Annotated in this window: 23 protein-coding genes and 1 pseudogene; 10 read left to right on the forward strand and 14 right to left on the reverse strand. The window is 62.9% G+C overall.

Annotated elements, in window-relative coordinates; translation table 11 throughout:
• Window positions 1–149 precede the first annotated feature (149 nt).
• On the reverse strand, window positions 150–1,151 hold the full coding sequence (locus ACMFWR_RS22380) for an aldo/keto reductase (protein ID WP_413196882.1): 1,002 nt from the start codon (window positions 1,149–1,151) through the stop codon (window positions 150–152).
• A 126-nt stretch (window positions 1,152–1,277) separates the two neighbouring features.
• Window positions 1,278–2,549: an MFS transporter gene (locus tag ACMFWR_RS22385; RefSeq protein WP_413196883.1), complete on the reverse strand. Its 1,272-nt coding sequence runs from the start codon at window positions 2,547–2,549 to the stop codon at window positions 1,278–1,280.
• 160 nt (window positions 2,550–2,709) lie between these two features.
• Here ACMFWR_RS22385 and ACMFWR_RS22390 point away from each other — a divergent pair, with 160 nt between their 5' ends.
• Window positions 2,710–3,597, forward strand: a complete 888-nt coding sequence (locus ACMFWR_RS22390) for a LysR family transcriptional regulator (RefSeq protein WP_413196884.1) — start codon at window positions 2,710–2,712, stop codon at window positions 3,595–3,597.
• Between the two features lie 203 nt (window positions 3,598–3,800).
• Window positions 3,801–4,322, forward strand: coding sequence for an RrF2 family transcriptional regulator (locus ACMFWR_RS22395; protein WP_413196885.1), 522 nt, complete (start codon window positions 3,801–3,803; stop codon window positions 4,320–4,322).
• A gap of 149 nt (window positions 4,323–4,471) precedes the next feature.
• Here the strand turns inward: ACMFWR_RS22395 and mmsB are convergent, their stop codons facing one another.
• From mmsB to ACMFWR_RS22415, 4 genes are all read right to left on the reverse strand, one after another.
• Window positions 4,472–5,362, reverse strand: a complete 891-nt coding sequence (mmsB, locus tag ACMFWR_RS22400) for a 3-hydroxyisobutyrate dehydrogenase (RefSeq protein WP_413196886.1) — start codon at window positions 5,360–5,362, stop codon at window positions 4,472–4,474.
• A gap of 186 nt (window positions 5,363–5,548) precedes the next feature.
• The gene (locus ACMFWR_RS22405) at window positions 5,549–7,279 is read right to left on the reverse strand and encodes an AMP-binding protein (protein ID WP_413196887.1); all 1,731 of its coding nucleotides are present in this window, start codon (window positions 7,277–7,279) and stop codon (window positions 5,549–5,551) included.
• A 44-nt stretch (window positions 7,280–7,323) separates the two neighbouring features.
• Window positions 7,324–8,457, reverse strand: coding sequence for an acyl-CoA dehydrogenase (locus ACMFWR_RS22410; RefSeq protein ID WP_413196888.1), 1,134 nt, complete (start codon window positions 8,455–8,457; stop codon window positions 7,324–7,326).
• A gap of 303 nt (window positions 8,458–8,760) precedes the next feature.
• Window positions 8,761–9,297, reverse strand: a complete 537-nt coding sequence (locus tag ACMFWR_RS22415) for a carboxymuconolactone decarboxylase family protein (protein WP_413196889.1) — start codon at window positions 9,295–9,297, stop codon at window positions 8,761–8,763.
• A gap of 306 nt (window positions 9,298–9,603) precedes the next feature.
• On the opposite strand from ACMFWR_RS22415, the pseudogene ACMFWR_RS22420 reads away from it, so the two are divergent.
• Window positions 9,604–10,281: pseudogene (locus tag ACMFWR_RS22420) on the forward strand (HPP family protein); the annotation flags it as partial.
• A gap of 111 nt (window positions 10,282–10,392) precedes the next feature.
• Here ACMFWR_RS22420 and ACMFWR_RS22425 read toward each other — a convergent pair.
• Entirely contained in the window at window positions 10,393–10,635 is a 243-nt protein-coding gene (locus ACMFWR_RS22425) for a hypothetical protein (protein WP_413196890.1), read from the reverse strand.
• 272 nt (window positions 10,636–10,907) lie between these two features.
• On the opposite strand from ACMFWR_RS22425, the gene ACMFWR_RS22430 reads away from it, so the two are divergent.
• Complete coding sequence (locus ACMFWR_RS22430; protein ID WP_413196891.1) at window positions 10,908–11,060, forward strand: hypothetical protein; 153 nt, start codon at window positions 10,908–10,910, stop codon at window positions 11,058–11,060.
• A gap of 72 nt (window positions 11,061–11,132) precedes the next feature.
• Here the strand turns inward: ACMFWR_RS22430 and ACMFWR_RS22435 are convergent, their stop codons facing one another.
• From ACMFWR_RS22435 to ACMFWR_RS22445, 3 genes are all read right to left on the reverse strand, one after another.
• On the reverse strand, window positions 11,133–11,981 hold the full coding sequence (locus ACMFWR_RS22435) for a LytR/AlgR family response regulator transcription factor (protein ID WP_413196892.1): 849 nt from the start codon (window positions 11,979–11,981) through the stop codon (window positions 11,133–11,135).
• Between the two features lie 94 nt (window positions 11,982–12,075).
• Window positions 12,076–13,269, reverse strand: coding sequence for a sensor histidine kinase (locus tag ACMFWR_RS22440; protein WP_413196893.1), 1,194 nt, complete (start codon window positions 13,267–13,269; stop codon window positions 12,076–12,078).
• A gap of 213 nt (window positions 13,270–13,482) precedes the next feature.
• Window positions 13,483–14,061 (reverse strand): DUF6622 family protein, encoded by a 579-nt coding sequence (locus tag ACMFWR_RS22445; protein WP_413196894.1) that lies wholly within the window; start codon window positions 14,059–14,061, stop codon window positions 13,483–13,485.
• A 148-nt stretch (window positions 14,062–14,209) separates the two neighbouring features.
• On the opposite strand from ACMFWR_RS22445, the gene ACMFWR_RS22450 reads away from it, so the two are divergent.
• Entirely contained in the window at window positions 14,210–15,850 is a 1,641-nt protein-coding gene (locus tag ACMFWR_RS22450) for an NADP-dependent glyceraldehyde-3-phosphate dehydrogenase (RefSeq protein WP_413196895.1), read from the forward strand.
• Window positions 15,851–15,959: 109 nt separating this feature from the next.
• Entirely contained in the window at window positions 15,960–17,639 is a 1,680-nt protein-coding gene (locus ACMFWR_RS22455; protein WP_413196896.1) for a Na+/H+ antiporter, read from the forward strand.
• Between the two features lie 8 nt (window positions 17,640–17,647).
• Here ACMFWR_RS22455 and ACMFWR_RS22460 read toward each other — a convergent pair whose 3' ends face one another.
• On the reverse strand, window positions 17,648–19,801 hold the full coding sequence (locus ACMFWR_RS22460) for a response regulator (protein WP_413196897.1): 2,154 nt from the start codon (window positions 19,799–19,801) through the stop codon (window positions 17,648–17,650).
• Window positions 19,802–20,026: 225 nt separating this feature from the next.
• On the opposite strand from ACMFWR_RS22460, the gene ACMFWR_RS22465 reads away from it, so the two are divergent.
• The 3 genes from ACMFWR_RS22465 to ACMFWR_RS22475 all read left to right on the forward strand — a co-directional run bounded on the left by ACMFWR_RS22465 (window position 20,027) and on the right by ACMFWR_RS22475 (window position 22,158).
• Window positions 20,027–20,464, forward strand: a complete 438-nt coding sequence (locus ACMFWR_RS22465) for a carboxymuconolactone decarboxylase family protein (RefSeq protein WP_413196898.1) — start codon at window positions 20,027–20,029, stop codon at window positions 20,462–20,464.
• Between the two features lie 369 nt (window positions 20,465–20,833).
• Window positions 20,834–21,505, forward strand: coding sequence for an FMN-dependent NADH-azoreductase (locus ACMFWR_RS22470; RefSeq protein WP_413196899.1), 672 nt, complete (start codon window positions 20,834–20,836; stop codon window positions 21,503–21,505).
• A gap of 200 nt (window positions 21,506–21,705) precedes the next feature.
• A complete protein-coding gene (locus ACMFWR_RS22475) occupies window positions 21,706–22,158 on the forward strand; it encodes a cupin domain-containing protein (RefSeq protein ID WP_413197322.1) in 453 nt (150 codons plus the stop codon).
• Window positions 22,159–22,289: 131 nt separating this feature from the next.
• Here the strand turns inward: ACMFWR_RS22475 and ACMFWR_RS22480 are convergent, their stop codons facing one another.
• The gene (locus ACMFWR_RS22480) at window positions 22,290–23,066 is read right to left on the reverse strand and encodes an SDR family NAD(P)-dependent oxidoreductase (protein ID WP_413196900.1); all 777 of its coding nucleotides are present in this window, start codon (window positions 23,064–23,066) and stop codon (window positions 22,290–22,292) included.
• A 204-nt stretch (window positions 23,067–23,270) separates the two neighbouring features.
• On the opposite strand from ACMFWR_RS22480, the gene ACMFWR_RS22485 reads away from it, so the two are divergent.
• On the forward strand, window positions 23,271–23,873 hold the full coding sequence (locus ACMFWR_RS22485; RefSeq protein ID WP_413196901.1) for a TetR/AcrR family transcriptional regulator: 603 nt from the start codon (window positions 23,271–23,273) through the stop codon (window positions 23,871–23,873).
• Window positions 23,874–24,003: 130 nt separating this feature from the next.
• Here the strand turns inward: ACMFWR_RS22485 and ACMFWR_RS22490 are convergent, their stop codons facing one another.
• Complete coding sequence (locus tag ACMFWR_RS22490; protein WP_413196902.1) at window positions 24,004–24,396, reverse strand: hypothetical protein; 393 nt, start codon at window positions 24,394–24,396, stop codon at window positions 24,004–24,006.
• A gap of 526 nt (window positions 24,397–24,922) precedes the next feature.
• On the reverse strand, window positions 24,923–25,918 hold the full coding sequence (locus ACMFWR_RS22495; RefSeq protein WP_413196903.1) for a chemotaxis protein CheB: 996 nt from the start codon (window positions 25,916–25,918) through the stop codon (window positions 24,923–24,925).
• Between the last annotated feature and the right edge of the window lie 33 nt (window positions 25,919–25,951).

Genomic DNA, 25,951 nt, shown 5'->3' on the forward strand with positions numbered 1-25,951 from the left:
GTCCCGGGCATACCTGCCGATATAGGCGCCTTATGGGCGATCGGGGCGCGGCTGGCGAAGCGTCGCCAGCCGATTATTCACCTGTTAAGCATCAATCGCCCATCAGGCATCATTCCCGATCGAACCCGAGACATGCAGGCCACCGCCAATCAGTGATGCGCCTGTTCGCTGTCCAGATGCGCCATCTGCGCAGCGCCGTAACGATCGCCAGCCGCAGCGCCCTTGGGCACCGCACGTTCGATCGCGGCGAGGTCTTCAGCGCTGAGTGTGACCCGCAGCGCGCCGAGTGCTTCGTCGAGGCGGTCACGCCGGCGTGCGCCGATCAGCGGCACGATATCGTCCCCCTGCGCGGCGACCCATGCGATGGCGATCTGAGCGACAGAAACGCCCTTCGCCGTCGCGATCTGGCGCAAGGCTTCGACAAGCGCGAGATTCCTGTCGACGTTGTCGCCCTGGAAGCGCGGGCTCACCGAGCGGAAGTCGCCCTTGCCGGCGCTTTCCTTCGTCCAATGCCCGCTGATCAGTCCGCGAGACAGCACGCCGTACGCCGTGATACCGATGCCAAGCGAGCGGCACGTCGCCAGGATGTCGTCTTCGATGCCGCGCGAAATCAGCGAGTACTCGATCTGCAGATCGGTGATCGGATGGACCGCTGCCGCGCGCCGAATCGTCGCCGAACCGACTTCCGAGAGTCCGATATGCCGGACATACCCGGCCTTCACAAGATCGGCGATAACGCCGACCGTCTCCTCGATCGGCACGTTCGGGTCGAGCCGTGCCGGACGATAGACGTCGATGTAGTCGACACCGAGTCGCTGCAGGCTGTAGGCGAGAAAGTTGCGCACAGCCGCCGGACGCGCGTCGTAGCCTGTCCAGCCGCCGGCGGGGTCACGCATCGCACCGAACTTGACGCTGATCAGCGTGCGGTCACGGCCGGCCGTCTTCAGCGCTTCCCCGATCAGCATTTCGTTGTGGCCGCTGCCGTAGAAGTCGCCCGTGTCGAGCAAGTTAATGCCCGCGTCGAGCGCGGCATGAATGGTGGCGATGCCCTCGGCGCGATCCGACGGACCGTACATCCCCGACATCCCCATGCAGCCCAGTCCGATCGCCGACACCTGCGGCCCGTTCTTACCCAGTTCGCGAATTTGCATGACACCTCTCCAGTCCAGAAGCGCCCGGCGGGCGCGAGTCGTGTGAACGGAAGGCAGTATGCGTCGGCAACGATCGTTCGATAATCCACCCTTAAGCGAACGGCTTGTTCGGCTCGGCGAACAGTATCAGGTGGCCTGTGCGGCGGCCGGCATGCGCGAGCGCGCAAGATAGATTCCGAGCACCAGGCACAACGCGAGCAGCACGAACGCAAAGCCGGCGACCGCCGTCCATCCGCCTGTTTGCCAGAACGCGCCGCCCAGCGACCCGAGCACGCTCGATCCAAGGTAGTACGACAACAAGTACAGCGACGACGCATGGCCTTTGGCGCCGCTCGCCATCTGACCGATCCAGCCGCTTGCGACCGAGTGGGTCACAAAGAAGCCGATCGTGATCACGGAGATGCCCGCGACCACCGCGCGCAAGCCATGCTCCATCGTCAGCGCGACGCCGAGCGCGGCGATCACGATGCCGCCGATCATCACCGGGCCGCGGCCGAGTCTGTCCGCCAGCGCCCCCGCACTCGATGAAGCAATGATCCCGAAGATATAGGCGCTGAAGATCAGTCCGGTCTGCGACGCATTGAGCGAGAACGGCGGAGCCATCAGGCGAAAACCGGCGTAGTTGTAGATCGTCACGAAGACACCCATCACGAGCCCGCCAACCGCGAATACCGCAGGCAGGCGTCCGTGCGTCAAATGGCCTGTCCAGAGCTTCAGATGCTGTGCAACGCTGACGCCTGTACGCGGCACAAAGTTGCGTGAAGCCGGCAACAGCCACACGAACGCGATGGCCACGCACAAATCGATGACCCCGATCGTCATCATGGCGGTGCGCCACGAAAAGGCGTCACACAGAAAACTCATGCCGACGCGGCCGATCATGCCGCCGAACGCGGTGCCGCCCACGTACAGCCCCATCGAGAGGCCGAGCCCCTTCGGGTGGATTTCCTCGGCGAGATACGCCATCGCAACGGCAGGCACACCACCGAGCGTAAAGCCCTCGAGACACCGCATCAGCAAGATCGTGTGCCAGCCCGGTACCACGGCCACGAGCACATTGAACACGGCTGCGACAGCCATCGATGCGAACATCAGGCTCTTGCGCCCCGCGCGTTCCGACACGCCGACCGCGCAAATGATCGCGAACGCCAGCGCGCCTGTCGTGACCGACAAGGCAAGCGAACTCTGCGCGGCGCCAATGCCGAACTCGTTGGCGAACGCGGGCAGCAAGGGCTGCACGCAGTAGAGCAGCGAAAACGTCGCGAAGCCGGCGAGGAACAGCGCCAGGCTGATGCGCAGATAGGCCGGCGATCCGCGCGTGACCCATTGTGGTGTCGTGGCCGGGTCATCGACGAGCGCGCGCTTCGACGCTTTATCACTCGAAACAGCGGTTTTCATTCAGTACCTCAAAACCTCAAAAGCATCAGGTCAGTCAGCAAGTCAACTCATGGGACTCATGGGACTCATGGGACTCATTGTCTTGCTCGCAAGATCTTGTGTCCAATATATATAATTGACCTACGCCATATGTTTCACGACTATCTCTAGATCCTGCGCCATGGAACTCCGACATCTGCGTTACTTCCTTGCGGTGGCTGAAGAGAGCAATGTCACGCGCGCTGCGGAGAAGCTCGGCATCGGCCAGCCCCCGCTGAGCCAGCAGATCAAGCAGCTCGAGCAGGAAATGCAGGTCGAGCTGTTCCGGCGCACCGCGCATGGCGTGGTGCTGACCGCGGCCGGTGAAGCGTTTCGTGTCGAGGCCACGCGCGTCGTCGATCAGGCTCGCGTCGCGGTGCGCGCGGCGCAGCGCGCGGCACGCGGCGATACGGGCCAGCTAAGGCTCGGTTTCACGGGTTCAGCCGCGTTCAATCCGATCGTGCCCAACCTGATTCGCGCGTTCCGCGAGCGCTATACGAGCGTCGAACTCTCGCTCGAGGAAGCCAATACGACGCAACTGATCGACGGCATCGAGCGGCGCCGGCTCGACGCGGCGTTCATTCGCCCGTTCGACAACTTGCCCGACTCGCTACGCGTCGACCGCGTGACCGATGAAGCCATGAAAGTCGCCGTCGCCTCGCGGCATCGTTTGGCCCACTCACGTCGCATCTCGATGGCCGACCTGGCCCATGAGCCGTTCGTGATCGTGCCGCGCGCGTCGGGCTCGACGCTCTATGACGATGTGCACGATGCGTGCCGCCGCGCGGGTTTCGAGCCGATCGTCGGGCAATTCGCGCCGCAGATGTCATCGATGGTCAATCTGGTCGCGGCAGAATTCGGCATCGCGATCGTGCCCGCGTCGATCACGCAATTGAAGGTTCATGGCGTGCGCTACCTCGATATCTCAGGTGACGCGCCACGCGCGCGTCTCGGTCTGGCGACGCGCCGGGACGAGACATCGGTCGTCGTCGAGAACCTGCTGAGCCTGCTTGAATCGAGTGCAGCGTGATGCGTGCGAGCAGCGTGCGTCGCCGATGTTGCACGCGCTAGCGGATCGTCACGCAGCGGAAACCGCGTCGAAATCAGCGGAGCATGGCCGCGCCGTCAGCGAGCGCACGCCACGCCGACGTGCTGAATCGGATCGGCATACTTGCGCACTGCAGCGGATCGGCATACTCTTACTCCGATCTACTCTGTCGCAGTAATGTAAATATGGCACACATCAGTACGGGCGTCGAATATGCGCTCCATTGCATGATCTACCTCGCCGACACCGGTGCCGGCGTCAGGGAGGCGAGCGCGCGCGATCTCGCCGAACTGCAGGGCGTGCCCGTCGAATACGTGGCAAAGCTCTTTACCAAGCTGCACCGTGCGGGCCTCGTCGTCGCGACGGAAGGCGCGCGCGGCGGGTTCACGTTGGCGCGCGCGCCGCGCGAAATCTCCGTGCTCGATGTGGTCGACGCGGTCGATGGCGAGAAGGCCCTGTTCGAATGCCGCGAAATTCGCTCGCGCTGCGCCATATTCGAGGACGCGCCGCCGCCCTGGGCAACCAACGGCGTGTGTTCGATCCATGCCGTGATGCAAAGCGCCGAACGCCGCATGCGCGAGTCACTCGCCGATCATTCGCTGGCCGACCTCACGGAGCGCGTGAATACGAAGGCGCCGCGGACCTACGGTCCGCAAGTCGTCAAATGGTTCGAAGACCGGAACGCGAGCCGGCGCAACGAACGGTGAACCCCGGTGAGTGACGAGCCAGGTTGGCAACTCCCCGTGGTTGGCATACCGATGGGTAGCTCCCGGTTGCGTAGCTCCCGGTTGCGTAACTCCCGGTGGGTGGCTCGGGTTGGATGACTCCCAGCGGGTCATTCTCGAACCGTGACTCGCTACCCTTCCGATGCACGATAGAGTTTGATGATCGCCGAGAAATCGAGCTTGCCGTCGCCGTTCGCGCTCATGGCCTGATAGAGCTGCTGCGCGAGCGCCCCCATAAAAGCGGGCTGCTTTGCGAGCTTCGCCGCGTCCGTCGCGAGTCCGAGATCCTTGAGCATCAGGTCTGTCCCGAAGCCGCCGGTATAGCCGCGCGATGACGGTGCGGTCTCGATCAGGCCGGGATACGGATTGTAGGTATCCGAACTCCAGCAGCGCCCCGCCGATGTATTGACGATGCCGGCCAGCACCGCCGGATCGATGCCGAGCTTCTCGCCGAGCGACATCGCTTCGGCCACCCCGGCCATCGTGATCCCGAGGATCAGGTTGTTGCATAGCTTCGCGACCTGCCCGGTGCCCGTGTCGCCGCAATGGACGATGTTCTTGCCCATCGACGACAGCACCGGCTTGACGTGCTCATACGACTCCGTACTACCGCCGACCATAAACGTCAGCGTGCCGGCTGCGGCACCGCCCGTGCCGCCCGATACCGGCGCATCCACAAACTCATTGCCCTGCGACCGCGCCAGTTCAGCCATGGCCCTGGCGCTCGCGGGATCGATCGTGCTCGAATCGACGATCGTCACCCCGCGCTCGATGCCGGCGAGCACACCATCTTCGCCGCCAAGTACCGCGCGCACATGCTGTGCAGCCGGCAGCATCGTGATGACGAACTCCGCGCCGCTTGCGGCCACTTTCGCGGACATCGCCGGCGAGGCGCCCGCGTCGACCGCTTCGCGCACGGCCTGCGCGTTGAGATCGAACACTGTGACCGTGTGTGCATGCTTCAAGAGATTGCGCACCATCGGCCCACCCATATTGCCCAGCCCGACAAACGCCACTTTCATCGCGGTATCTCCCCGTTTTCCGCCGCTACGCCGTGTTGATGCTGCTCCCTCTAGCTGCTCCCTCTAGCTGCTCGCTCTAGCTGCTCACTCTTACTGCTCACCCTTGCCGCTGCTACGGTGCCGCCACTTCGTCGTTCCTACGCTGCATGGTCCCGTCGCAGCATGTTGCCGCTACCCGCGCTGCCGCTACTCAGCCTGCGCCGTGTCATCCCGCGCCGGGACGTCCTCTGCAAAGTCCTGTTCCCAGAACTCGAGCGCCGCGCGTTCGTACGGCTCCTTGCGCGTCAATTCGCGCCGGCGCAGCTCGACGCGACGAATCTTCCCCGAGATGGTCTTGGGCAGTTCCGCAAACTCGATCCGCCGGATGCGCTTATAGGGTGCAAGGCGCTCGCGCGAAAAGCGAAACACGCTGCGAGCCAGCTCCATACTGGCTTCATAACCGACGCGTGTCGTCACGAATGCCTTGGGCACCGATAGCCTCACCGGGTCGGGGCTCGGCACAACCGCGGCCTCCGCAATGGCTTCATGCTCGATCAACACGCTCTCGAGCTCGAATGGACTAAGGCGGTAGTCCGACGATTTGAAGACGTCGTCGGCACGTCCGACATACGTCAGGTAGCCGTCTTCGCCTCGCATCGCGACGTCGGACGTCCGGTAGTAGTCGTTGCGCATCGCCTGCTCACTCGCAGCGCGATTGTTGGCGTAGCCGGTCATCAAACCCAGAGGTCGTGCACCGCGCCCCGGCAGCTGTAATGCGATTTCGCCTTCGGTCGACGCCACATCGTCGAGGTCGATCAGGTCAATGACATAGCCGGGCATCGGCCGCCCCATCGAGCCAGGGACTACGACCTGCCCCGGAGAATTGGCAATCACGCACGTCGTCTCGGTCTGTCCGTAGCCATCACGGATCGTCACACCCCATGCGTGGCGCACGCGCTCGATCACCTCGGGATTGAGCGGCTCGCCCGCGCCGACGATCTCGCGCAGCGAGACGGCATACGAGGCAAGCGGTTCCTGAACCAGCATGCGCCATACCGTCGGCGGCGCACACAGCGTGGTGATCCGGCATTGCACGAGCGCTTCGAGCGCGAGCTTCGGCACAAACCGCGGCGTGTTGTGCACGAACACGCAGGCCTGCGCGTTCCACGGCGCAAACACACAACTCCACGCATGCTTGGCCCAGCCAGGCGAGCTGATATTCCAGTGCACATCGCCGGACTGCAAACCGATCCAGTACATCGTCGAGAGCGACCCGACGGGATAGCTCTGGTGAGTATGTTCGACGAGCTTGGGCTTCGACGTCGTGCCCGATGTGAAATAGAACAACATCGGATCGGACGCATGTGTGACACCTTCCGGCACAAATACCGGAGATGCACGATATCCCTCGTCGAAATCGAGCCAGCCTTCGCATCGCTCGCCGACCGCGAATCGCAGCAGCTTCGCGTCGATCCCGTTGAATTTATGGACCTCGGCAGAATCGACAATCACGCAACGTGCGCCACCAATCTCGATGCGATCGCGGATATCGGCCGGCGACAGCAAGGTCGTTGCGGGCGAGACGATGGCGCCGAGCTTGATCAAGGCCAGCATTGCATCCCAGAGCTCGGCGCGATTGGGCAGCATCAGCAGAACCGGATCGCCACGACGCACACCCGCCTCGCGCAGCGCATTGGCAATACGTGACGAACGTTCCGACATCTGCGCGTACGACAGCCGCAGACCTTCGACATTCGGGTCGTCGACGATCCAGAGCGCGGGCGCATCGTTGTCTTTCGCGATCACATCGAAGTAATCGAGTGCCCAGTTGAACGCGTCGAGCACCGGCCAGCGGAACTCCGAATAGGCGCGTTCGTAGTCGGTGCGGTAACGCCAGAGAAAATCGCGTGCTTCGAGAAAAGGCTGGGCTGCGTTCATCGTTGTCTCCGGGATGCGCCCTGCTGTTTTCGTGGCCCGCGACCTCAGACGTTGCGGGCGATCACCATCCGCTGAACTTCACTGGTGCCTTCGTAGATCTGGGTGATGCGCGCGTCGCGATAGTGACGCTCGACCGGATAGTCCTGCAGAAAGCCATATCCGCCGTGAATCTGGATCGCGTGTGAACACACGGTCTCGGCCATTTCAGACGCAAAGAGCTTGGCCTGCGAGGCCTCCGACAAACACGGCGCGCCCACGCTGCGCAGACGCGCCGCGTGATGCACGAGCAAGCGCGCCGCATTGATCTGAGTCGTCATATCGGCCAGCATGTTCGCTACCGACTGATGTTCGGTGAGCGGCTTGCCGAACTGAATGCGTTCTCCGGCGTAGCGCCGCGCCGATTCGAAGGCGGCCCGCGCAATGCCCACCGCCTGGGCTGCAATGCCAATGCGTCCGCCTTCGAGGTTCGACAACGCGATCTTGAGCCCCTCGCCGCGTTGGCCCAACAGATTGGCCTCGGGAATCGCACAGCCATCGAACGCAATCGGACACGTATCCGATGCACGGATCCCAAGCTTCTTTTCGGGCGGTCCCACATTGAAGCCCGGCGTATCGCTCGGCACGATGAATGCCGAGATGCCACGCTTGCCGGCATCCGGATCGGTCACTGCGAACACAATCGCCATGCCGGCGCGCCGTGCATTGGTTACGAACTGCTTGTTGCCGTCGATAACCCACATGCCGTCGCGCAAGACGGCGCGCGTGCGAAGGTTGTGGGCTTCGGAGCCGGCTTGCGGCTCGGTCAGGCAGAACGCGCCGATGATCTTGCCGGTCGCCAGATCGGGAAGCCAGCGTGCCTTTTGTTCATCGGTGCCGAAGCGCAGGATCGGGCCGCAGCCCACTGAGTTGTGCACGCTCATCAGCGTCGCACACGACGCGCAACCCGCCGCAATTTCTTCGATCGCCAGCGCGTAGGCAATGTAGTCGGAATACGTGCCGCCCCACTCTTCGGGCACCATCATGCCGAGCAGGCCGAGTGCGCCGAGATCGCGAATGACCTCGGGCGGGATCGCCGCCTCACGGTCCCAGTCTGCGGCGTGGGGAGCCAGGGATTGAACGGAGAAATCGCGCGCAGCGTCGCGAATCATCCGCTGGTCGTCAGTCAGAAAGTCTTCCATGCGGTTGTGCGAGAAGTTCGAAAAGGCATCTGCCGCCTTGTGAGCGAAGCGATGCGTCTGGTCGCAGCAACATACCCGGCTCGCCCCCGACGTGCAATTGGGGGATATCCGTTTGGAGGGCGCTTCAGATGTGATTCGGCCCCGTGCAGCGTGGGCTGCAGCGGGGCCGATGGGACGGTATCGGGTGATTCGCGACTGACGTCTTGCTTTGCAGAGCGCAGAGCGTCCGATTGACTGTGCTCGATTGGACGCCTTCAATCGGGTGCTTCGGATCGAGCGCTCTCGACATTCGATCCCATCCGCTTATTTCACAGCCGGGAAATCCACCGTCGTATCGTTGATGCGATTGAACACGTTCGTGAACGTGATCACCGCGATCGCGAGGCTGATGTCGACGAGTTGCGCCTGCGTGTAGCCGGCTTCGATGATCGCGTCATAGTCGGCCTGGGCCACGGTGCCTTGCGACGTCACGATACCGCGCACGAAACGCACGAGCGCATCACGCTTCGCGTCGCCCGTTGCTTCACCTGCACGGATCTGCTTCATGGCTTCCGGTGCCAGGCCGACCATCTTGCCGACCAGCGTATGCGCCGCGACACAGTAGTCACATTGGACCGCTTCGCTCACCGCGAGCTTGATGGTTTCCTGATCCTGCTTGCTCAGCGTGCCCTTGCTGACAACGCCGTCGGCCTGCAGCAGCACTTGCAATGCCGCAATGTTTTGCGAACCGATTGTTGCATACGCATTCGGCACCTTGCCGACTGCTTTTTTGATGTTGCCGAACACTTCTGCCGTAACGCCGGTGGCTTCTTCGGGCTTGATCATCGAGATGCGTGACATGGTGAATCTCCTGGTGAGTGGTGAGCCATCTGGATGGCATGGACACCACTATAGGAGTCGCCGTCGCATCAGTTAATACTCGAAACGTGCTCAAAAATGTTCGTTCGTCTCATCGGTTTTCGGCCCGATACAGGCATGCGCTTTAACGCATCTCAAAGCACCCGATTCAACAGCGGCGGCGATATATATCACAATCACATATAATCATGCCCAAGAAATCGTTGGCCCTTGTTCGTTTCGCCGCTATGGTGGCGAACTCCATTATTTCGTCACACTCGCACGTTCCGCATCTTGTCTTCCACCGCCTTGCGTTCTTCGGGCCTGTCCCGCTGGCTTCATAGTTTTGTCCCCGCACCGCTCGCCGTGGATTGGCGCGAGCGCGTTCGCTCATGCATCGGTGCATTGATCGGCATCGCGATGACGGGACTCGTCATGCGATTGTTCTGCAAGGATGTATCGGATATGCCGTGGCTCGTTGCGCCGATGGGCGCGTCGGCGGTCTTGCTCTTCGCGGTGCCATCGAGCCCGCTGGCGCAACCGTGGTCGATCATGGGCGGCAATCTGGTTTCGGCGATCGTCGGCGTCGCATCGGCAAAGCTGATCGCCGACCCGATCCATGCAGCAGCCATCGCTATCGCTTTTTCCATTGCGCTGATGTTTGCGCTGCGATGCGTGCATCCGCCATCAGGCGCGGTCGCGCTCACGGCAGTGCTTGGCGGCCCGTCAATCCACGCGCTGGGATTTGAATTTGTACTTGCGCCGATTGCAATTCAATCGTTCCTGCTGCTCGCGTCGGCGATCGTGTATCACGCGTTGACTCGCCACCCGTATCCGCACCACGGACCGCACGCCGCGCATCAGGCGCAGTACAAGCCTGAGGAACCATTGTCACCGGCCGTCCGCCGCGAGCTCGATGTGGCGCTGCGCCGTCACGGCGAATTGCTGGATATCGATCCTGCCGATCTGGAATCGCTCGTGCACGAAGCGTTGTCCCTCGCGCAGCGATCGCCCGGAAAATAAGTGACGGCTGTCACATAAAGGCCCGGGCGCTGCGCGCCCGGCGGGCACAAAGCCCACGCCGGATCATAAGCACGCTCAGTTGTGCTGCTCGCCCGGCAGCTCTGCGCCGTGCGCCCGGATCGCAGCAATCAATTCTGCCGCCGTGATTTCGTGGCGGACGTCGCGATGGATACCGGGCTTGCGGTGATGCACATCCACGAGCACAACGGCTTTGCCGTCGTCCGTGGCCTGCAGCCGGACCAGACGTATTTCTTCTCCGGTCGTCTCGTCGAGTTCGGTCATCAGGGTCATATTGCCCGTCGCGCCATTGCTGCTCATATGCCGCTCCCCGTCAAAGCACTGTCAATGGCTGGATTCTACGGGACAGCGCGTCCCGATGCGCGACGTCTGTTTGAATTGTCGGCCCGAATCTGCGGCCAGGCGCATGATCCGGCCCCCTGCGCTGCACGTTTGCCCGAACCGGCGCACGATCAGGACTGCCAGCGACCTGAAAGGTCCGAGCCCCCAAGGAGGTAAAAATGTCGAGCCGTCCTCGCTGTCGTCCACCTCGCAAGCCGCTTCGGTACGTATTGAGTAGGTTGGCCACGGCCATGGCAGTCGGCGCGCTGAGCCTGATGGCCGGCTGTGCCGACGGCGGCGGCGGTTATTCAGGCTCAACCGCATCGTACGGCGCGTATGGGCCATCCGACGTCAACTGCCAGTTCGGCACCCCGTGCGGCAATGCCCACGGCGTGCGTCCGTAGCAACGATGCGTCGAGCCGCTGCTCAGCGGCGCCGGGCGTTTGAGCGGCCGCGCCGCCCGCCAGCCGGCCCGATCACATGGGCTTGAAGCGATCCGCGTAAAGCCGGCTTACCGTCAGGCGATCGGCTTGCCCGCGCAGCGTGAGCGAGAGCTTGCCCGCCTCGTCTCGCACGGCGCTGGCCACGGCGTCGGCCCGCACAATCGTGCCGCGATGGATCTGCCAGAAACGCGCCGGGTCGAGTTGGTCGCGCAAATCGCGCAGCGACAATCGAATCAGATGCTCGCGGTCGGCCGTGACGACCCGGACGTACTTGTCCGCCGCCTCGAAATACACCACTTCGTCCACCGGAATCATCGTGATCGTGTTTCCGGCCGCGGCCTGGATCACGCGCAGCGGTTCGGTCATGCCTGGCGTGCCCGCGAGCAACGCGCGCAGCCGCACCGTCATGTCGTCGAACGCGCCTGCTGACACGCCCTGTCTCTGCTGCGGCTGGTTTTGTCCATCACCTGAGCCGCTGTGCGCGGCAGCTCTGCGAGCCTCGAGCGCGTCGCGCAAGCGGCTGCACGTCTTCGCCAGCCGTTCAGGCACCACGGGCTTGAGGACATAGTCGATCGCGGCATGGTCGAAAGCCCGTACCGCATATTCATCGTAAGCCGTGACGAAAACGCACAACGGTAAAGGCCCGACTTCGTCCGGCCAATCTTCGGCCAGCGCTTCGGCCGCATCGAGCCCGCTGAGCCCGGGCATGCGGATATCGAGGAATACGACTTCGGGGCGGTGTTCCAGCGCGCGATCCACGGCCGACTGCCCGTCGGCGACGGCCGCGACCACCTCCAGTTCCGGCCACTGCCGCGCCAATTCCGCCTGCAGTGCGGCAGCGAGCAGCGGTTCGTCTTCTGCGATCAACGCCGTGGTTTTCATACGAAATCACTCAAAAAAACAATCGATAACCTGTGATCCATCTCGCGCGTATGCACTACTGCACACGTCCTGCCATGCAGGCTCAACGCGTCGCTCAGCGCGCATCCTCGGCAGGCAATCGCACCGTCGCGACGGTGCCGCCGAGCGCGTCGTCGGCGTCACGAAGTTCGAGCGATGCCGCTTCGCCATACAAGGTCGCGAGACGATCGCGGACCTGGCTCAGGCCAAATCGCGACCCTGTTGTGGCCGACGCATGCAAACCACGCGATCTTCCGGCCTCTTCGAGCCCGACGCCCGTATCGCGCACAGTCAGCACCAGCGTGTCACCGTCGCGATCCGCGGTGATCGTGATACGCCCGCCAGCCACCTTGGGTTCGAGCCCATGCTTGATCGCATTCTCGACGAGCGGCTGGAGCAACAACGGCGGCACGCGCAATGCACCGAGCGCGGCCGGCAACTCGAGCGAATCCTGGAGACGCGGTCCCATGCGGACCTTCATCAGTTCGAGATAGTCCGCAATGCGGTCGAATTCGGCCGACAACGCATGCGTATCGACCCGCGATGCATCGAGTGTCGCGCGCAAAAAGCCGTTCAAGTGATCGAGCATCGCCTGCGCACGCGGCGGGTCCTGACCGATCAACACGCGCAGGTTGGCCAGCGTGTTGAACAGCATATGCGGCTCGAGTTGCGACACGAGGAGCTTGAGCTGGTTCTCGGCCGCCGAGCGCATCGCGGCCTCCGCGTGAACCTCGGTCGACGCGAGCCTGCCTCGCACATAAAAGAAGTACGTCAGGCCCAGCGAAATCGACAGCACGCAAACGAGCGTGAACAGCAAGAGGCGCGGTTCACCAATGGCGAGATTCGAAACGCGCGACATGCCAAGAATCCGGTCGCCGATACGCTCGCCGATATACCATCCCGTGATCGACGCGAACGTCACCCACGGGCCCATAAACGCCCATCCCGGCCAGCGGCGCGCCGTCTCGGCGATGCGATCGCGCGGTGTGTTGCCGGTGGTGGCAACGTCAATGCGGTTGCGGCGCAACCACCACCCGATCGTGGTCCGGCCCAGATCGATCAACACCTGAATCGACGTCGCAATACAAAATGAATAGACGAGGTTCAGCGCGATCGACTGGCGGAAGGCGGTCGCAAACAACACGGCCGTCACGACCGTGATCGAGAGGTTGATCCGCAGCTCGCGCCAAAGCCAGAGGCGGACCGACTGCATGCGTGAAGCGCGGGTCTGCGCCGCGGACGGCGTTGCCGACGGGGGAACGTCTGACATCGTGGGCACGCCTGAGTTGGACGGGTTCATCGTGGGTTGCATCAGGTGTCGGACGGCGTGACGGGCCGGAACCCGTCACGCCGTCGCAGTAATAACAGAACTCGAAGGGGCTGAACAGCCGTAAGGAGCACACCAACCACCGACCATCTGCCCGGTCACCCGCCTTCCATCGATGGATCGATCGGGCAAGTCACGGCGGCAGACTGCTCACCCTCAATAAGCCGCCTGCGTCGCGCCGGCCACCCGAGCCGCACGCCACATCGAGAGCCCGCGGCTCAGGAACACGCCGCTGAACGCTCCGTAGCAGAGACCGACGACCGAATCGAACAGCGCTTGATGAATCAGCCCCGGCATCGTGGCGACCATGACGCCGACCGCAAACTTGATTGTGAACAGGCTCAGGAACAAGACCAACGGCATGGCGCTACCTGGCACGATCAGACAGCGCTCGACGTGTGACCATCGGATGCCACCCCAGGCGTTGATCATATGGGCCAGGGCAAGCACCGCGACAGCGCCGACCATCCAGCCGCCGAGAGCGGGCGGCTCGCCTTGAAACGTCGTTGACACGCCGTACAACGAGAGTCCCGCCATGGCGAGCGACAACGTCACGGCCCGGCGCAGGGTCCGGCGTTGTTCCGAGAGCTGTCTGACGCCGAAAGCAATCAGCATCACGAGAACGACCCAAACCCAGGTCGGGGCATGTTGAAACAATTCTGAAAACATGGCGATTCTCCTTGTTCGGTGGGAGCCAGCAGTGCAATGACGATTCGATGGGGCGGATTTTGACAATCGGCCCCCTGCCCCGACACCGGTTTGCGACGAAATGCGCCCAGCGGGAGCGAAATGCCTGTGGGCAGAGCGAAATGCGAATTACACAGATCCCGGGGTACGATGCGCAAAATGACCCTCTAAAACGGCTCACTTCAAGGAGAGCGCTATGCCGGCAAACGCCGTCGATCGCCTTAAGCAGTTGTTTCCGTCACTCGACGACATCCCGCCCGAAGCGCGCCTCGGGGCGCCGATTCACCAACGCGTCTCGCTGGTGGCGGGTGAACTCGAACGCTGGGACGGTCAGTGCAAGACGGTGCTGTCGCCGGTCTGTGTGCCGGGGCCGAACGGAGAAGCCGAACAGGTCGAGATCGGCAGCTATCCGGTCATGGGCGAAGTCGAAAGCGATCGCGCACTCGATGCGGCGGTACGCGCCTACGATTCGGGCCGCGGCGAGTGGCCGACGATGACGGTCGCGCAGCGTATCGGCTGCATGCAGGACTTCATCAAGCAGATGGTCGCGCAGCGTACGACCATCGTGAACCTCATCATGTGGGAAATCGGCAAAAGCTACGCGGACTCGGCCAAGGAGTTCGATCGCACCGTCACCTACATGCTTCAGACAATCGATGCGCTGAAGGAACTCGACAACAACAACTCGCGCTTTGTGATCGCCGAGGGCTCGATCGGGCAGATCCGCCGCACGCCGCTCGGCGTCGTGTTGTGCATGGGCCCCTACAATTACCCGCTCAACGAAACGTTCGCGACACTGATCCCCGCCTTGCTGATGGGCAACACGGTCGTGTTCAAGCCGCCCCAGTACGGCACGCTGCTGTTCCATCCGCTACTCGAAGCCTTCCGTACGGCGTTCCCGAAGGGCGTGATCAACACGATCTATGCGCCAGGCGCTGTGGTCGTCCCGCACCTGCTTGCATCGGGCAAAGTCGACGTGCTTGCGCTCATCGGTTCGAGCAAGGTCGCCGACCATCTGAAAAAGCAGCACCCGAAGTCGAATCGCTTGCGCGCGATTCTTGGCCTCGACGCCAAGAACGCGGCGATCGTGCTGCCCGACGCGGATCTCGAACTGACCGTCAAGGAGTGCCTGCTCGGCGCGTTGTCGTTCAACGGCCAGCGCTGCACCGCGCTCAAGATGCTGCTGGTGCATCGGTCGATTGTCGACGCGTTCCTCGCGCGCTTCACCGAAGAACTTGAAAAGCTCAAGATCGGCATGCCCTGGGAAAAGGGCGTCAACATCACCCCGCTGCCCGGCATGCATCGCACGAAATACATGACGGATGCGATCGACGATGCAAAAGCCAAGGGCGCTCGCGTCGTCAACGAGCAGCAAGGCGGCGGCGTGTTCTACAAGACGCTGTTCCATCCGGCCGTCGTGTACCCGGTGTCGGAAGGCATGAAGCTGTATCGCGAGGAGCAATTCGGCCCGATCATCCCGGTCACGCCTTTCGACGACGTCCAGACCGCACTCGACTACGTCACAACCTCGGACCACGGCCAGCAAGTCAGCATCTTCGGCAATGATCCGGTCGAGATCGGCAAGCTCGTCGATCCGCTCGTCAATCAGGTCTGCCGCGTCAACCTGAACTGCCAGTGCCAACGCGGCCCCGATGTGTTCCCGTTCGCAGGCCGCAAGGATTCGGCCGAAGGCACGCTGTCGGTGACCGACGCGCTGCGCGCGTTCTCGATCCGCTCGATGATTGCCGCCAAGCAGACGGAAGGCAGCAAGGCCCTGCTCGAATCGATGATCAACGACCACACGTCGAAGTTCGTCAATACGGGCTTTATCCTTTAGGCCTGAGTTCCGTCCCGGGGGCAATGCGTGTGCGGGAACCCTCGCATTGCCCGGGCGCGCGGATGCGGCTATCGTGTGCGTCACTTCGCCACCGCGCCCGATCGATCGCATGGAGACCGTTTTCACCGTCCTGATCCTGATTGTCGCGGTCGCGGTGTCCGGGATCTTTTTCCGTATTCGCGCGCTCCCCATCCAACTGCCTCTCCCGCTCGTACAGATTGCGATCGGCGCCGCGCTCGCGTGGCCGGGGTTCGGACTGCATGTCATGTTCGACCCGGCAATCTTCCTGCTGTTGTTTGTTCCTCCGCTCTTGTTCGCCGACGGCTGGCGCATTCCAAAGCGCGAACTGTTTATGCATCGCTACGCCGTCGGCATGCTTGCGCTCGGGCTGGTGCTCGTGACGGTCGTCGTTGTGGGTCTCTTCGCCTATGCGCTCGTGCGGACGATGTCGCTGCCGATCGCATTCGCGCTCGCGGCCGTGCTATCTCCGACCGATGCGGTCGCACTTAACGGCATCGTCGGCCAACGGCGCATTCCTGTGCAGCTCAAGCACATTCTCGAAGGCGAAGCGCTCACCAACGATGCGTCGGGACTCGTCGCGCTCAAGTTCGCCATTGCTGCCGGAGTCACGGGTGTCTTCTCGCTGAGGGACGCTGCGCTGAGCTTTGTCGTGATCGCCGCAGGCGGTATCGTCACGGGCATCGTGACCAGTTGGGCCTTTAGCCTGCTGTCGGCACGCGTGATCGACGCCTCCGCGACCGCCGATCCGGCGCCCGGCGTCGTGATGACCGTCATGATTCCCTTCGCTGCATATTTGTGCGCAGAACACTTCGGCTGGTCGGGCGTGCTTGCGGCCGTCGCCGCCGGCATGGCCATGAACTTCACGCAAATCACGCGTGCCACGACGGCCGCGGCACGTGTGCGAACGGCGAGCACATGGTCGATGATCGAATTCGTGTTCAACGGAATGGTGTTCATCCTGCTCGGCCTGCAGCTTCCGCAGATCATCGGGCGCGCGCTCGAGGAAGGTCACGCCGAGGGCCATGATCAGGTCGGCATTCTGATCGGCGATGTGTTCGCTGTGCTGATCGCGCTGTATCTCGTTCGATTTGCGTGGGTCGCACTGCTGCGCAGATTGACCGCACGTCGCACGGCGCGGCAAGGGGTCGCCAATGCAGTGCCAGGCACCCGCTTCTCGGCCATCATGACCGTCGCCGGCGTACGCGGTGCGGTCACGCTGGCCGGCGTCCTCTCACTCCCGCTCGCGCGGGCCGACGGCACACCGTTTCCGGGGCGTCATATCGCCATCTTTATTGCTGCCGGCGTGATCCTGATGTCGATCGTCGTTGCCGTGATCGCGCTGCCGCTGCTGCTTCGCGGGACGCGGCGATTTGCCGATCCGCATGCCGACGAAGAGCGTCGCGCGCGACGCATCGCGGCTCGCGCCGCAATCGAGGCGATCGCCGTCGAGCAGCGGCGCGCCGCACAAGATCCTTCTCTCGCTGAATTCGACCATGTCGACGCGGTCGCATCGCGCGTCGTCGACATGTACGAACGCCGGCTTGCCGTGCTGGATGAGTCACCCCGCGAAACCGGCGAGGCTTCGCGCGATGAAGCACTCGAGCTGCGTTTGCGGATTGCGGCCATGCAGGCACAACGCGGCGTGTTTCTCGACATGCACGCGACACAGAAAATCAACGACGCGACGCTGAACAAGCTCGTTCGCGAAGTCGACTTGCTCGAGACCGCACTGATTGCGCGCGCAGGCCCGTACGCGCAGGGCCATTGAACGGGCCGCTACTCGGGAATCAACGCGCGCAGTTCGTCGATATCGAACGGCTTGGGCAAGACAGGGACATGCAGATGTTCGGCGCGGCCAAGCTCGTCGGCATATCCCGTCATCAGCGCGATCTTCTGATCGGGATACGCGGCGCGCACGCGTTCGGCAAGGTCGATGCCGTTGAGCTTGCCGGGCATCTGAATATCGGACAACACCAGATCGAAGACCGCGCCCGTCTGGAGCGTGCGCCATGCTTCGTCGCCGCTTGATACAGTCTGTACGCGGCATCCGAACATTTCGAGCACCGCCGTCACAGCCGCCGCGACTTCGGCATTGTCCTCGGCGACAAGCACTGAACTCGCCGGCGCGGCGCGTTGCTCGTCGTGCTGCGAGGTGCTCTTCTGCAGCGAAGCCGCCATATCACTCCCCCGATACCGGGCCAGATAAAGTTTGACTGTCGTACCTTGACCCACGACGCTTTCGATCCGCGCGGTCCCGCCAGCCTGTTCGCACGCGGCGAGCACTTGCGTCAGGCCAAGCCCCGTACCCGACCCGACGACCTTGGTCGTGAACAGCGGCTCGAAAGCGCGCTCGCGCACGTGCGCCGGCATCCCTTCGCCGCTGTCGGTCAACGCAATGGTGACGTAGTCGCCCGCGCTCAGATCGGCGGCATCGTTGTCGACATGAAGGTTCTCACACTGGATGTCGAATCGTCCGCCCGGCGGCAGCACGTCGCGCGCATTGACGGCGACGTTGATCAGCGCGAGTTCCAGTTCCGTCGCATCCGTAAAGACGGGCCAGATATCGCGAGGCACATCGACACGCATCTGAATGTTATGCCCGACGGACGTATGGAGAAGCCCGGCGGCGGCGGGCAACCAGGTCGCAAGGTCGAGTGGCCCCTGCTTGAGCGGCTGTTTGCGCGCAACGCTCAGCAAACGCCGGGCGACCGTCTCGGCATTGGCGGCCGCACGCTCGACCGCCAGCACTTCCGGCTCGGCATTGCTGAAGCCCTTGTGACGCACAAGCGACATATTGGCCGCGACCACCATCAGCAGGTTATTGAAGTCGTGCGCGACGTTCGCCACGAGGTTGCCCAGCGCACCCATGCGCTGCAGATGCCGGCTCGCGGCCTCGGCCGACAGGCGCAGACCCACTTCCGACTGCCAGCGCTCCCAGGCACGCTGCTCTTCGCGCAAGCGGCGCAGCGAGAACACGATCAGCAGCCACACCACGACGCACGGCAGCGCCGTGAGTCCGGACACGATCATCAGATGCGGCCACCACTGGGCGAAGATCGCCGAGCGCGCATAGCCGACCGTCACATAGAGGGGGTAATCGCCCACACGACGATAGGACAGGTAACGCTCGACACCGTCGACCGTCGAACGCATGCGCAGGTGACCGCTCTTCGCCCCGCTTGCAAGCGCCTGGTAAAACGCTGTGTTGTGTGACGGATTGATGCCCGGTTTGACTTCCGGGTAACGAGCCAGCACTCCGCCATCGTCACGGTAGAGCCCGATCAGCAAGGCCTCGTTGCTCGAAGCGAGGTCGGAGTAAAACGCGGTGAAGTAGTCCTGGCGCAGCGCGATCATGACCGCACCGAGAAAATCGCCATTGCCCGCCGTCCGGCCCATTGCCGTGTTGAACACGACCAGGCCCGTCAGACGTCCGAGCAAGGGCAGCGAATAGTACGGGTGCGGCCGGCTCGCGCGCGCCTTGCGGAAATCCTCGCGCTGCGAGATCGATACATTCGGTGCGGGATAGAACCGGCTGCTCGCCAGCAGTTCTCCATTGACGCCGAGCACTGAAATGGCGGCGACTTGCGGATAGCCGCCGCCGATGTCATTCATCTGACGATGGAGCACTGATTCGCGGGCGCGGATGGCCGCATCCCCGCCATCGCCAAGGATGTCGATAATGCGCGAACCGATCTCCTCGTTCAGGTCCATGACCTTGACCGCCTGCTCGACGCCAACGCGGGCGAGCCGGTCGATGACGTCGTTCGCATCCGCCACGCGCCGCTGGAAATCGAAATAGCCGTACCCGCACAAGCACACGAACGGCACGAGGACCGACGCGGCAAACACGATCAGCAAGATACGATGCGTTGCTGCAAAGTTCCGTACGGGCAGCGGCAGGTCGTTTGCCAATGAACCGGAGGGCTGCACGCTTTGAATACTCCCTGTGTCGTCGCCGCAAAGGCGCTGTCGGCGCTCGACGACGCCGATGACCGTTGAAGATAGTGGCTAGTGTATCCCGGCGCGCTGCATCTTCCATTCCTGCCCCCGCAGTTCGCGCGATGTGGTTACCTGAGATAGTGACAAATCGGCTATTTCGAAAGGCCGCGGTCTCCCTTAATCTAGCTTCATCGCGTGACCCAACTGGAGAATTCCATGCAACAACGTCTCGACTTCTATAAGGCCAACCCCGCAGCAATCAAAGCGTTGATGGCCGTCGAAGCGGCGATCGAAAAGTCGTCGATCGAACATGCGCTCGCTCATCTGGTCCGTCTGCGTGCTTCGCAAATCAATGGCTGCGCGTTCTGCGTCGACATGCACACCGCCGATGCGCGCAAGGGCGGCGAAACCGATCGGCGGCTCGCCACGGTCGTCGTCTGGCGCGAAACGCCCTTCTTTACGGAACGCGAGCGTGCCGCGCTCGAATGGACGGAAGCGCTGACGCTCGTCTCGCACGATCATGTGCCCGACGCCGTGTGGGAAGCCGTCAAGCCGCATTTCACGGAAGCCGAACTCGTCGACCTCACGCTGCTCGTGTCGGCGATCAATGCGTGGAACCGGTTTGCGATCTCGTTCCGCAAGATGCCCGCTTGAAGCCGCTGAAGCAGCATCGGGGCACATCGGGTGCGTCGCCGAGACATCGTTGAGGCATCGCCCCGCAGTCACTAAAGTCCCATTCAAGCACCGCGCAGCGCAATGTCGGACGCGCTACCGAGCACAACGGAAGCATCACCGGGGCGCCACTCAGGCCCCGCCTTGCTCGATTCACCCGACGATTTGACGTGATCAAACTCATCTTGAGATGCGTTGAAACTTTCTGTACCATTTAACTACGACACAACGAGTCGTAGTTAAGAAAGAACATCCGGAACACGCGGCACGAACACGCGCCTTTCATTCCGGACACCCTGCAACGGCCGCATCGATGTGCGGCAACGAAAAAGTCTGATGAAGGAGCCCGCCGTGAAACTGTTCCATGTCGATTCGAGCGCGAAGCGTGACAAGTCGAATTCCCGTGCACTCGCCCGCCATTTCATTCAAAGCCTGCGTGATCAGGGCGTCGATCTCGAGATCGACTACCTCGACGTGTCGGTCGACACGCCCGCCCATGTTGACGAAGCCTTCGCCGTCGCAACCTATCGCGCGCCCGAAGACCGCACGGACGAGATGAAAGCGCGTCTGGCCGATTCCGACGCGCTCTGCGCGCGCATGTTCGAGGCCGACGCTTTCGTGTTCGCGATGCCGATGTACAACTGGTCGATGCCGTCGGCGTTCAAGGCGTTTATCGATGTCGTCACGCGTCCGGCCCTGACTTACAAAATGACGCCCGATGGGAACATCGTCGGACAGTTCAACACGCAAAAGACGCTCTTCATTACGACACGAGGTGCCGATCTGCGCCCGGGCAATGTGTTCGCCGGGATGGACGCACTGACGCCAGCACTCAAGGCGGCGTTTGGCTTTATCGGTGTCGATGCGCCGACGTTCGTCGACGCACAGCCGCTCCAGTTTTCAGACGCCGCGGCTCGCGAGGCCGCGTTGATTCGCGCGAAAGCCGAGCTCGATGCGGTCGCATCGCAATGGGCGGCAGAAGAGCGGGAAAAGCTCGATGCCACGGAGAGCACCACAGCCTGAGATCGCTGCGGGTCACCGGATTCCTGGATGCGCTCCACAAGCGCATCCCATCCCGACGACCTCAATTCAAATGCCTGATCGCCGAGGCGGATCTGCCCCACGCAATCAGGCGCACCCGAACACACGCACCTGATTTAACGCACTCAAGGAGTTAAACCATGAATTCCCAACGCTTTGCTTTGACGGCCATGATGGCCTGCATGTTGACGGCTTCGATCGCCGTCATCGCACCGGCACCTGCCCACGCAGCGGATGCGACGGCAGCCGCCGCGTCGGCATCGACCTCGACCGCGACGTCGACACCGTCGGCCGCACCGCGCGAAACGATCGCACCCGCGTTTCAGTACCCGATCGCGAATGTCCCGGGCAAAACGATGACGGCCATCGTGGTCGACTACCCGCCGGGTGGCAAGTCGCCGTCACATCGTCACGGCCAGGCCTTCGTCGTCGGCTATGTGATTCAAGGTGCGATCCGCAGCCAGGTCAACGACGGCGAAACGCGCGTCTATCACGCCGGAGAAAGCTGGACCGAGGTCCCCGGCGTGCATCACAAGGTCAGCGAGAACGCGAGCGATACCGAACCCGCGAAACTGCTCGCCATCTTCGTCGCCGATGCGAAGGACAAGAACCTCGTGAGCTGGGACAAGAAGTAAGGGGCTTGTTCCGGGTGACCGGCTCCGGGTTAGAGATGGGTTTTACGTGACCGGACCCAAGCAATCGCCTGCTGGGCCTGCCCTCATGCGACCGGCGTCGTGAGACCGACGCCGGCCGCACCTTGAAGCGCTTACTTCTTGCGGAACGCCGGTGCCCCGAACGGTGCGCCGACCGTGCCGCCGTCGACGACAATCTCGGCGGCCGTCATGCCTGAAGCATCATCGGATGCCAGGAACAACACCGCCGCCGCGACCTCTTCGGGCGTGGCAAAACGTGCCATCGGGATTGCCGCCGAGAACGCCGCTTCAGTGCTGTCGAGCGACTGGCCGGCGCGCGCACCGCGTGTCCAGATCGGCGTACGCGTGCCGCCCGGAATCACCGTGTTCACGCGAATGCCGCGTCCGACGAGTTCCGTCGCGAACACCTTCGCCATGCCCGTCACGCCCGCCTTCGTTGCGGCGTATGCCGCGGCGCCCGGCGACCCGAGATCACGCATGATCGAGCCGTTGAGCACGACCGCGCTGCCTTCGCGCATTAGCGGCAGTGCTGCCTGAACCGTCATGAAGACGGCGGTCAGGTTGGTCCGCAAGATCCGCTCGAACGCTTCAATAGTCGTGCCACCGAGCGGTGTCGGGCCCGAGACGCCGGCATTCGCAAACACCACGTCCAGCGAACCAAACGCGTCGCCGATCTGGCGAAACGCCGCGTCGACCGCCGCCGGATCGTCAAGGTCCGCCTGAATGGCGAGCACGTTGCCGCCAAGTTCCTCGACCGCTGCGTCGAGCTTCGCGCGATCGCGACCGGTAATGGCCACGCGCGCGCCTTCGGCGAGCAACATTCTCGCGGTCACGAGGCCGATTCCGCTATTCCCGCCCGTCACGAGGGCCGTCTTGTCCTGGAAACGCATTGTCCTTCTCCTTCGATGGGGCCGCCTTATCGAGTGCGGCCACGAAACGTGGGTCGGAATCGGTGCGGCCATTGTGGCCGTGACATCTGCATCGCGCAGAGCGCCGTGCCATAAGGCCTCACCGAATTCTGCATGTTGATCATCATGCACATTTTCAGTATGATGAGCATCATTTAGATTGTCAAGCGGGACGGGAGCGGACTCATGGGCTATTCACAGGCGCAAAAGGCGGAGAGCCGCGCGCGGGTGCTCGACGTGGCGGCGCGGAAGATTCGCGAAGACGGGATCGATTCACTCGGCGTCGCCGATTGCATGCGGGCGGCGGGACTGACGCATGGGGCGTTCTACGCACACTTCGAATCGCGTGACGCGCTCATCGTGGCGGCGCTCGAAAGTGCGATCGCCGAGGGTGACGCACGAATCGAAACGTCGATCCGTGACGCGGAGAAGAACGGGAAATCACCGCTCGAAGCCGTCGCATCGAGTTATTTGAGCGAGCGCCACCTCAACAACCCCGGTAAAGGGTGCGCGTTGTGTTCGCTGGCGGGTGAAGCGCGCCACTCAAACGATGCGATCAAGGGGCTCTTCTCGCGGTACACGCAGATGCTCGCAGCACGCATCGCTGAAGCCGCGGGTATCGAGGATGCGGAACGCGGACTGGCGCTGATAGCGACCGTGGTTGGCGCCATTACGCTGGCGCGCTCGGTCGATGACGATGCATTGGCGAAGCAGATCCTCTCGGGTTCGCTTGCGCTCGTGATGAGCCAGGACAAACGGCGCAAGCCAACGTCTGCACCGGCGCAGTAGCGGACAGCGGATAGCGGTGTACGTCGTCCAAGCCAGGAAAGCCACCCGATTGACGACGCTCGCGGAAGGACTCGCGCTCGTATTAGCGCGCATCACGTGTAGGTGCGGATACGCGTGCTTTGCGCCGACTTCAGCCGGCCACGCGTGACAGACGATTGTTCAGCGCAGGATCCAGTGTGCTCGCCGAAGGCACGGGCGCCGGAGCGCGCTTGCCGGCACCGCCCGACCGTGCTGCCTGAGACGGCGTTTTCGCGGTTTCGAGACGCCATCGCGCCCACACACTCTCGGCACGCTCGATATGACCGCTCGTCTTGAGACGGTCTGCCAGCAAGGCCAGAAAGTGACCGAGGTCACTGCGTCCGTACCAATGCTCGAAGGCCTTGACCGCCAGATCAAGCTCGTGCCCGCGGGTATCGAGCGACAAGGTACTGACGATGGCTGACGCATGGCGTGCGATCTCGGTTGCGTACTGTAACCGGCACCAATACAGACGCTTCTCATCCTTCGTCGATACGTGATACATAGACCATCCTCGTCGTCTTCAGCAGCGCCGGCAAGCGCATGACCGCGTTGCTGTCGCGCTTGCGCGTTCAGCGAGGTCACCGCGGCATCGCGGGTGAGTCACCCTGCAGACGTCGCGACGCGTTGCCATGCCTGGCGTTGGTTTCATTCCGGCGTTATTGGGGTCGAGACCCGCGGGTACGCCGATTCATGCGTCGAAATCGGCACCCATTCCATGCCAAACGCAGAACGATGCGATTTCATTCCGCTGCAGAGCAATCGATGTACCCAAATCATCGAGCGAATGAATGAATTGCGCGCATAAAGACCGGCGCGGGTCTGCGTGATAGTGAAGACTTCGGTTTTCGGGACTTCGCACCGCGGCGTAGAACCGAATTACATGATCGACTGCCTCGGGGCGGCGACATTGAAGCGATCGCTTGAGGCCCGCCGATCCGCGCTGCCAGCGCTCGCGCGGCTCGCCGGAGGCATCCTGATCAGCGGCCGCGAACCTCCACGCTCGATGCCGAACGCTACAACCGCGCGTGCTAAGTCTGAGCGTTTCGCACGCCCAGCGCCCCGCGCAGCAGAGCGGCGAGTTGCTCGCCTTCGTCAATTCGAGTGCTTTCGTGGGCGGCTTCGTCCCGATCACCCGTCCGCTGCGCCCATTTCCTGCGTTCATGCGCGAATGCGATGCGCTCGTTGACGGCGCGAATGGCCGCCCAGATCGTGTTCTCGAGCGTCTTCGAATGCCCTTCGTCGAGCGACAGCGCCGAATAGGCGTGCCCCGTATGGCAGCGGTACCGTAGCGGGTAGTCGTCAAGCAATCGCCACAGGACACCGCCGCAATCCGGGCACGTCAGCGTCGAGCGCTCACCGATATGATCCAGCGCCTCAGGGTCGGTAATGCTCGTGCCCGCCAGACGCAATTCGACGTCGAGTTCGTCGCTCTTCCTGGGAGATTCGGGGTTCATACGCGCTGCACCTCCTATCGCGTCGAGAATGGCGCGCGATAGCTCATGCGATGACACGACATTGTCCACCGTCGCTGAAGCGATCGCTGCACGGGGCATCGAAGGCGCTTCGCACTCGTCGGGGTTCTGCACAATCGTGTATCCGCCGAGAGCGTCGACCACGGCAAGGCCCGCGGCGCCATCATCGAGATCACCGCTCAACACTACGCCCACCACGCGCTGCGCGTAATACGGCGCCGCCGAACGAAACAGGGGATCGATAGCCGGACGTGCGAAGTTTTCGGCGGGACCGTCGTTGAGATGGAAGTGGCCGTGGTCGACGACCATATGGCGGTCAGGCGGCGCGACATAGACCGTGCCCGCTTGCAGTGCCTCTCCGTCAACGGGGTGCCGCGCAGGGAGGTTCCCCCACCGGGTCATGAGTTCGGGGAGCACGCTATCGTGGCGCCCGATGTGCAACACCACGCAGATCGCCGCCGCGACATCAACGGGCCATTGTTCGGCCAGCGCCCGCAAAACGGAAAACGATCCGCGTGACCCGCCGATCAGGACGAGATCTCTTGGTTTCATGTGCCCTCCCATTCCAGGAGGGCAGCAATCAAC

Source organism: Pararobbsia alpina, assembly GCF_965118125.1.
GTDB lineage: Bacteria > Pseudomonadota > Gammaproteobacteria > Burkholderiales > Burkholderiaceae > Pararobbsia > Pararobbsia alpina_A.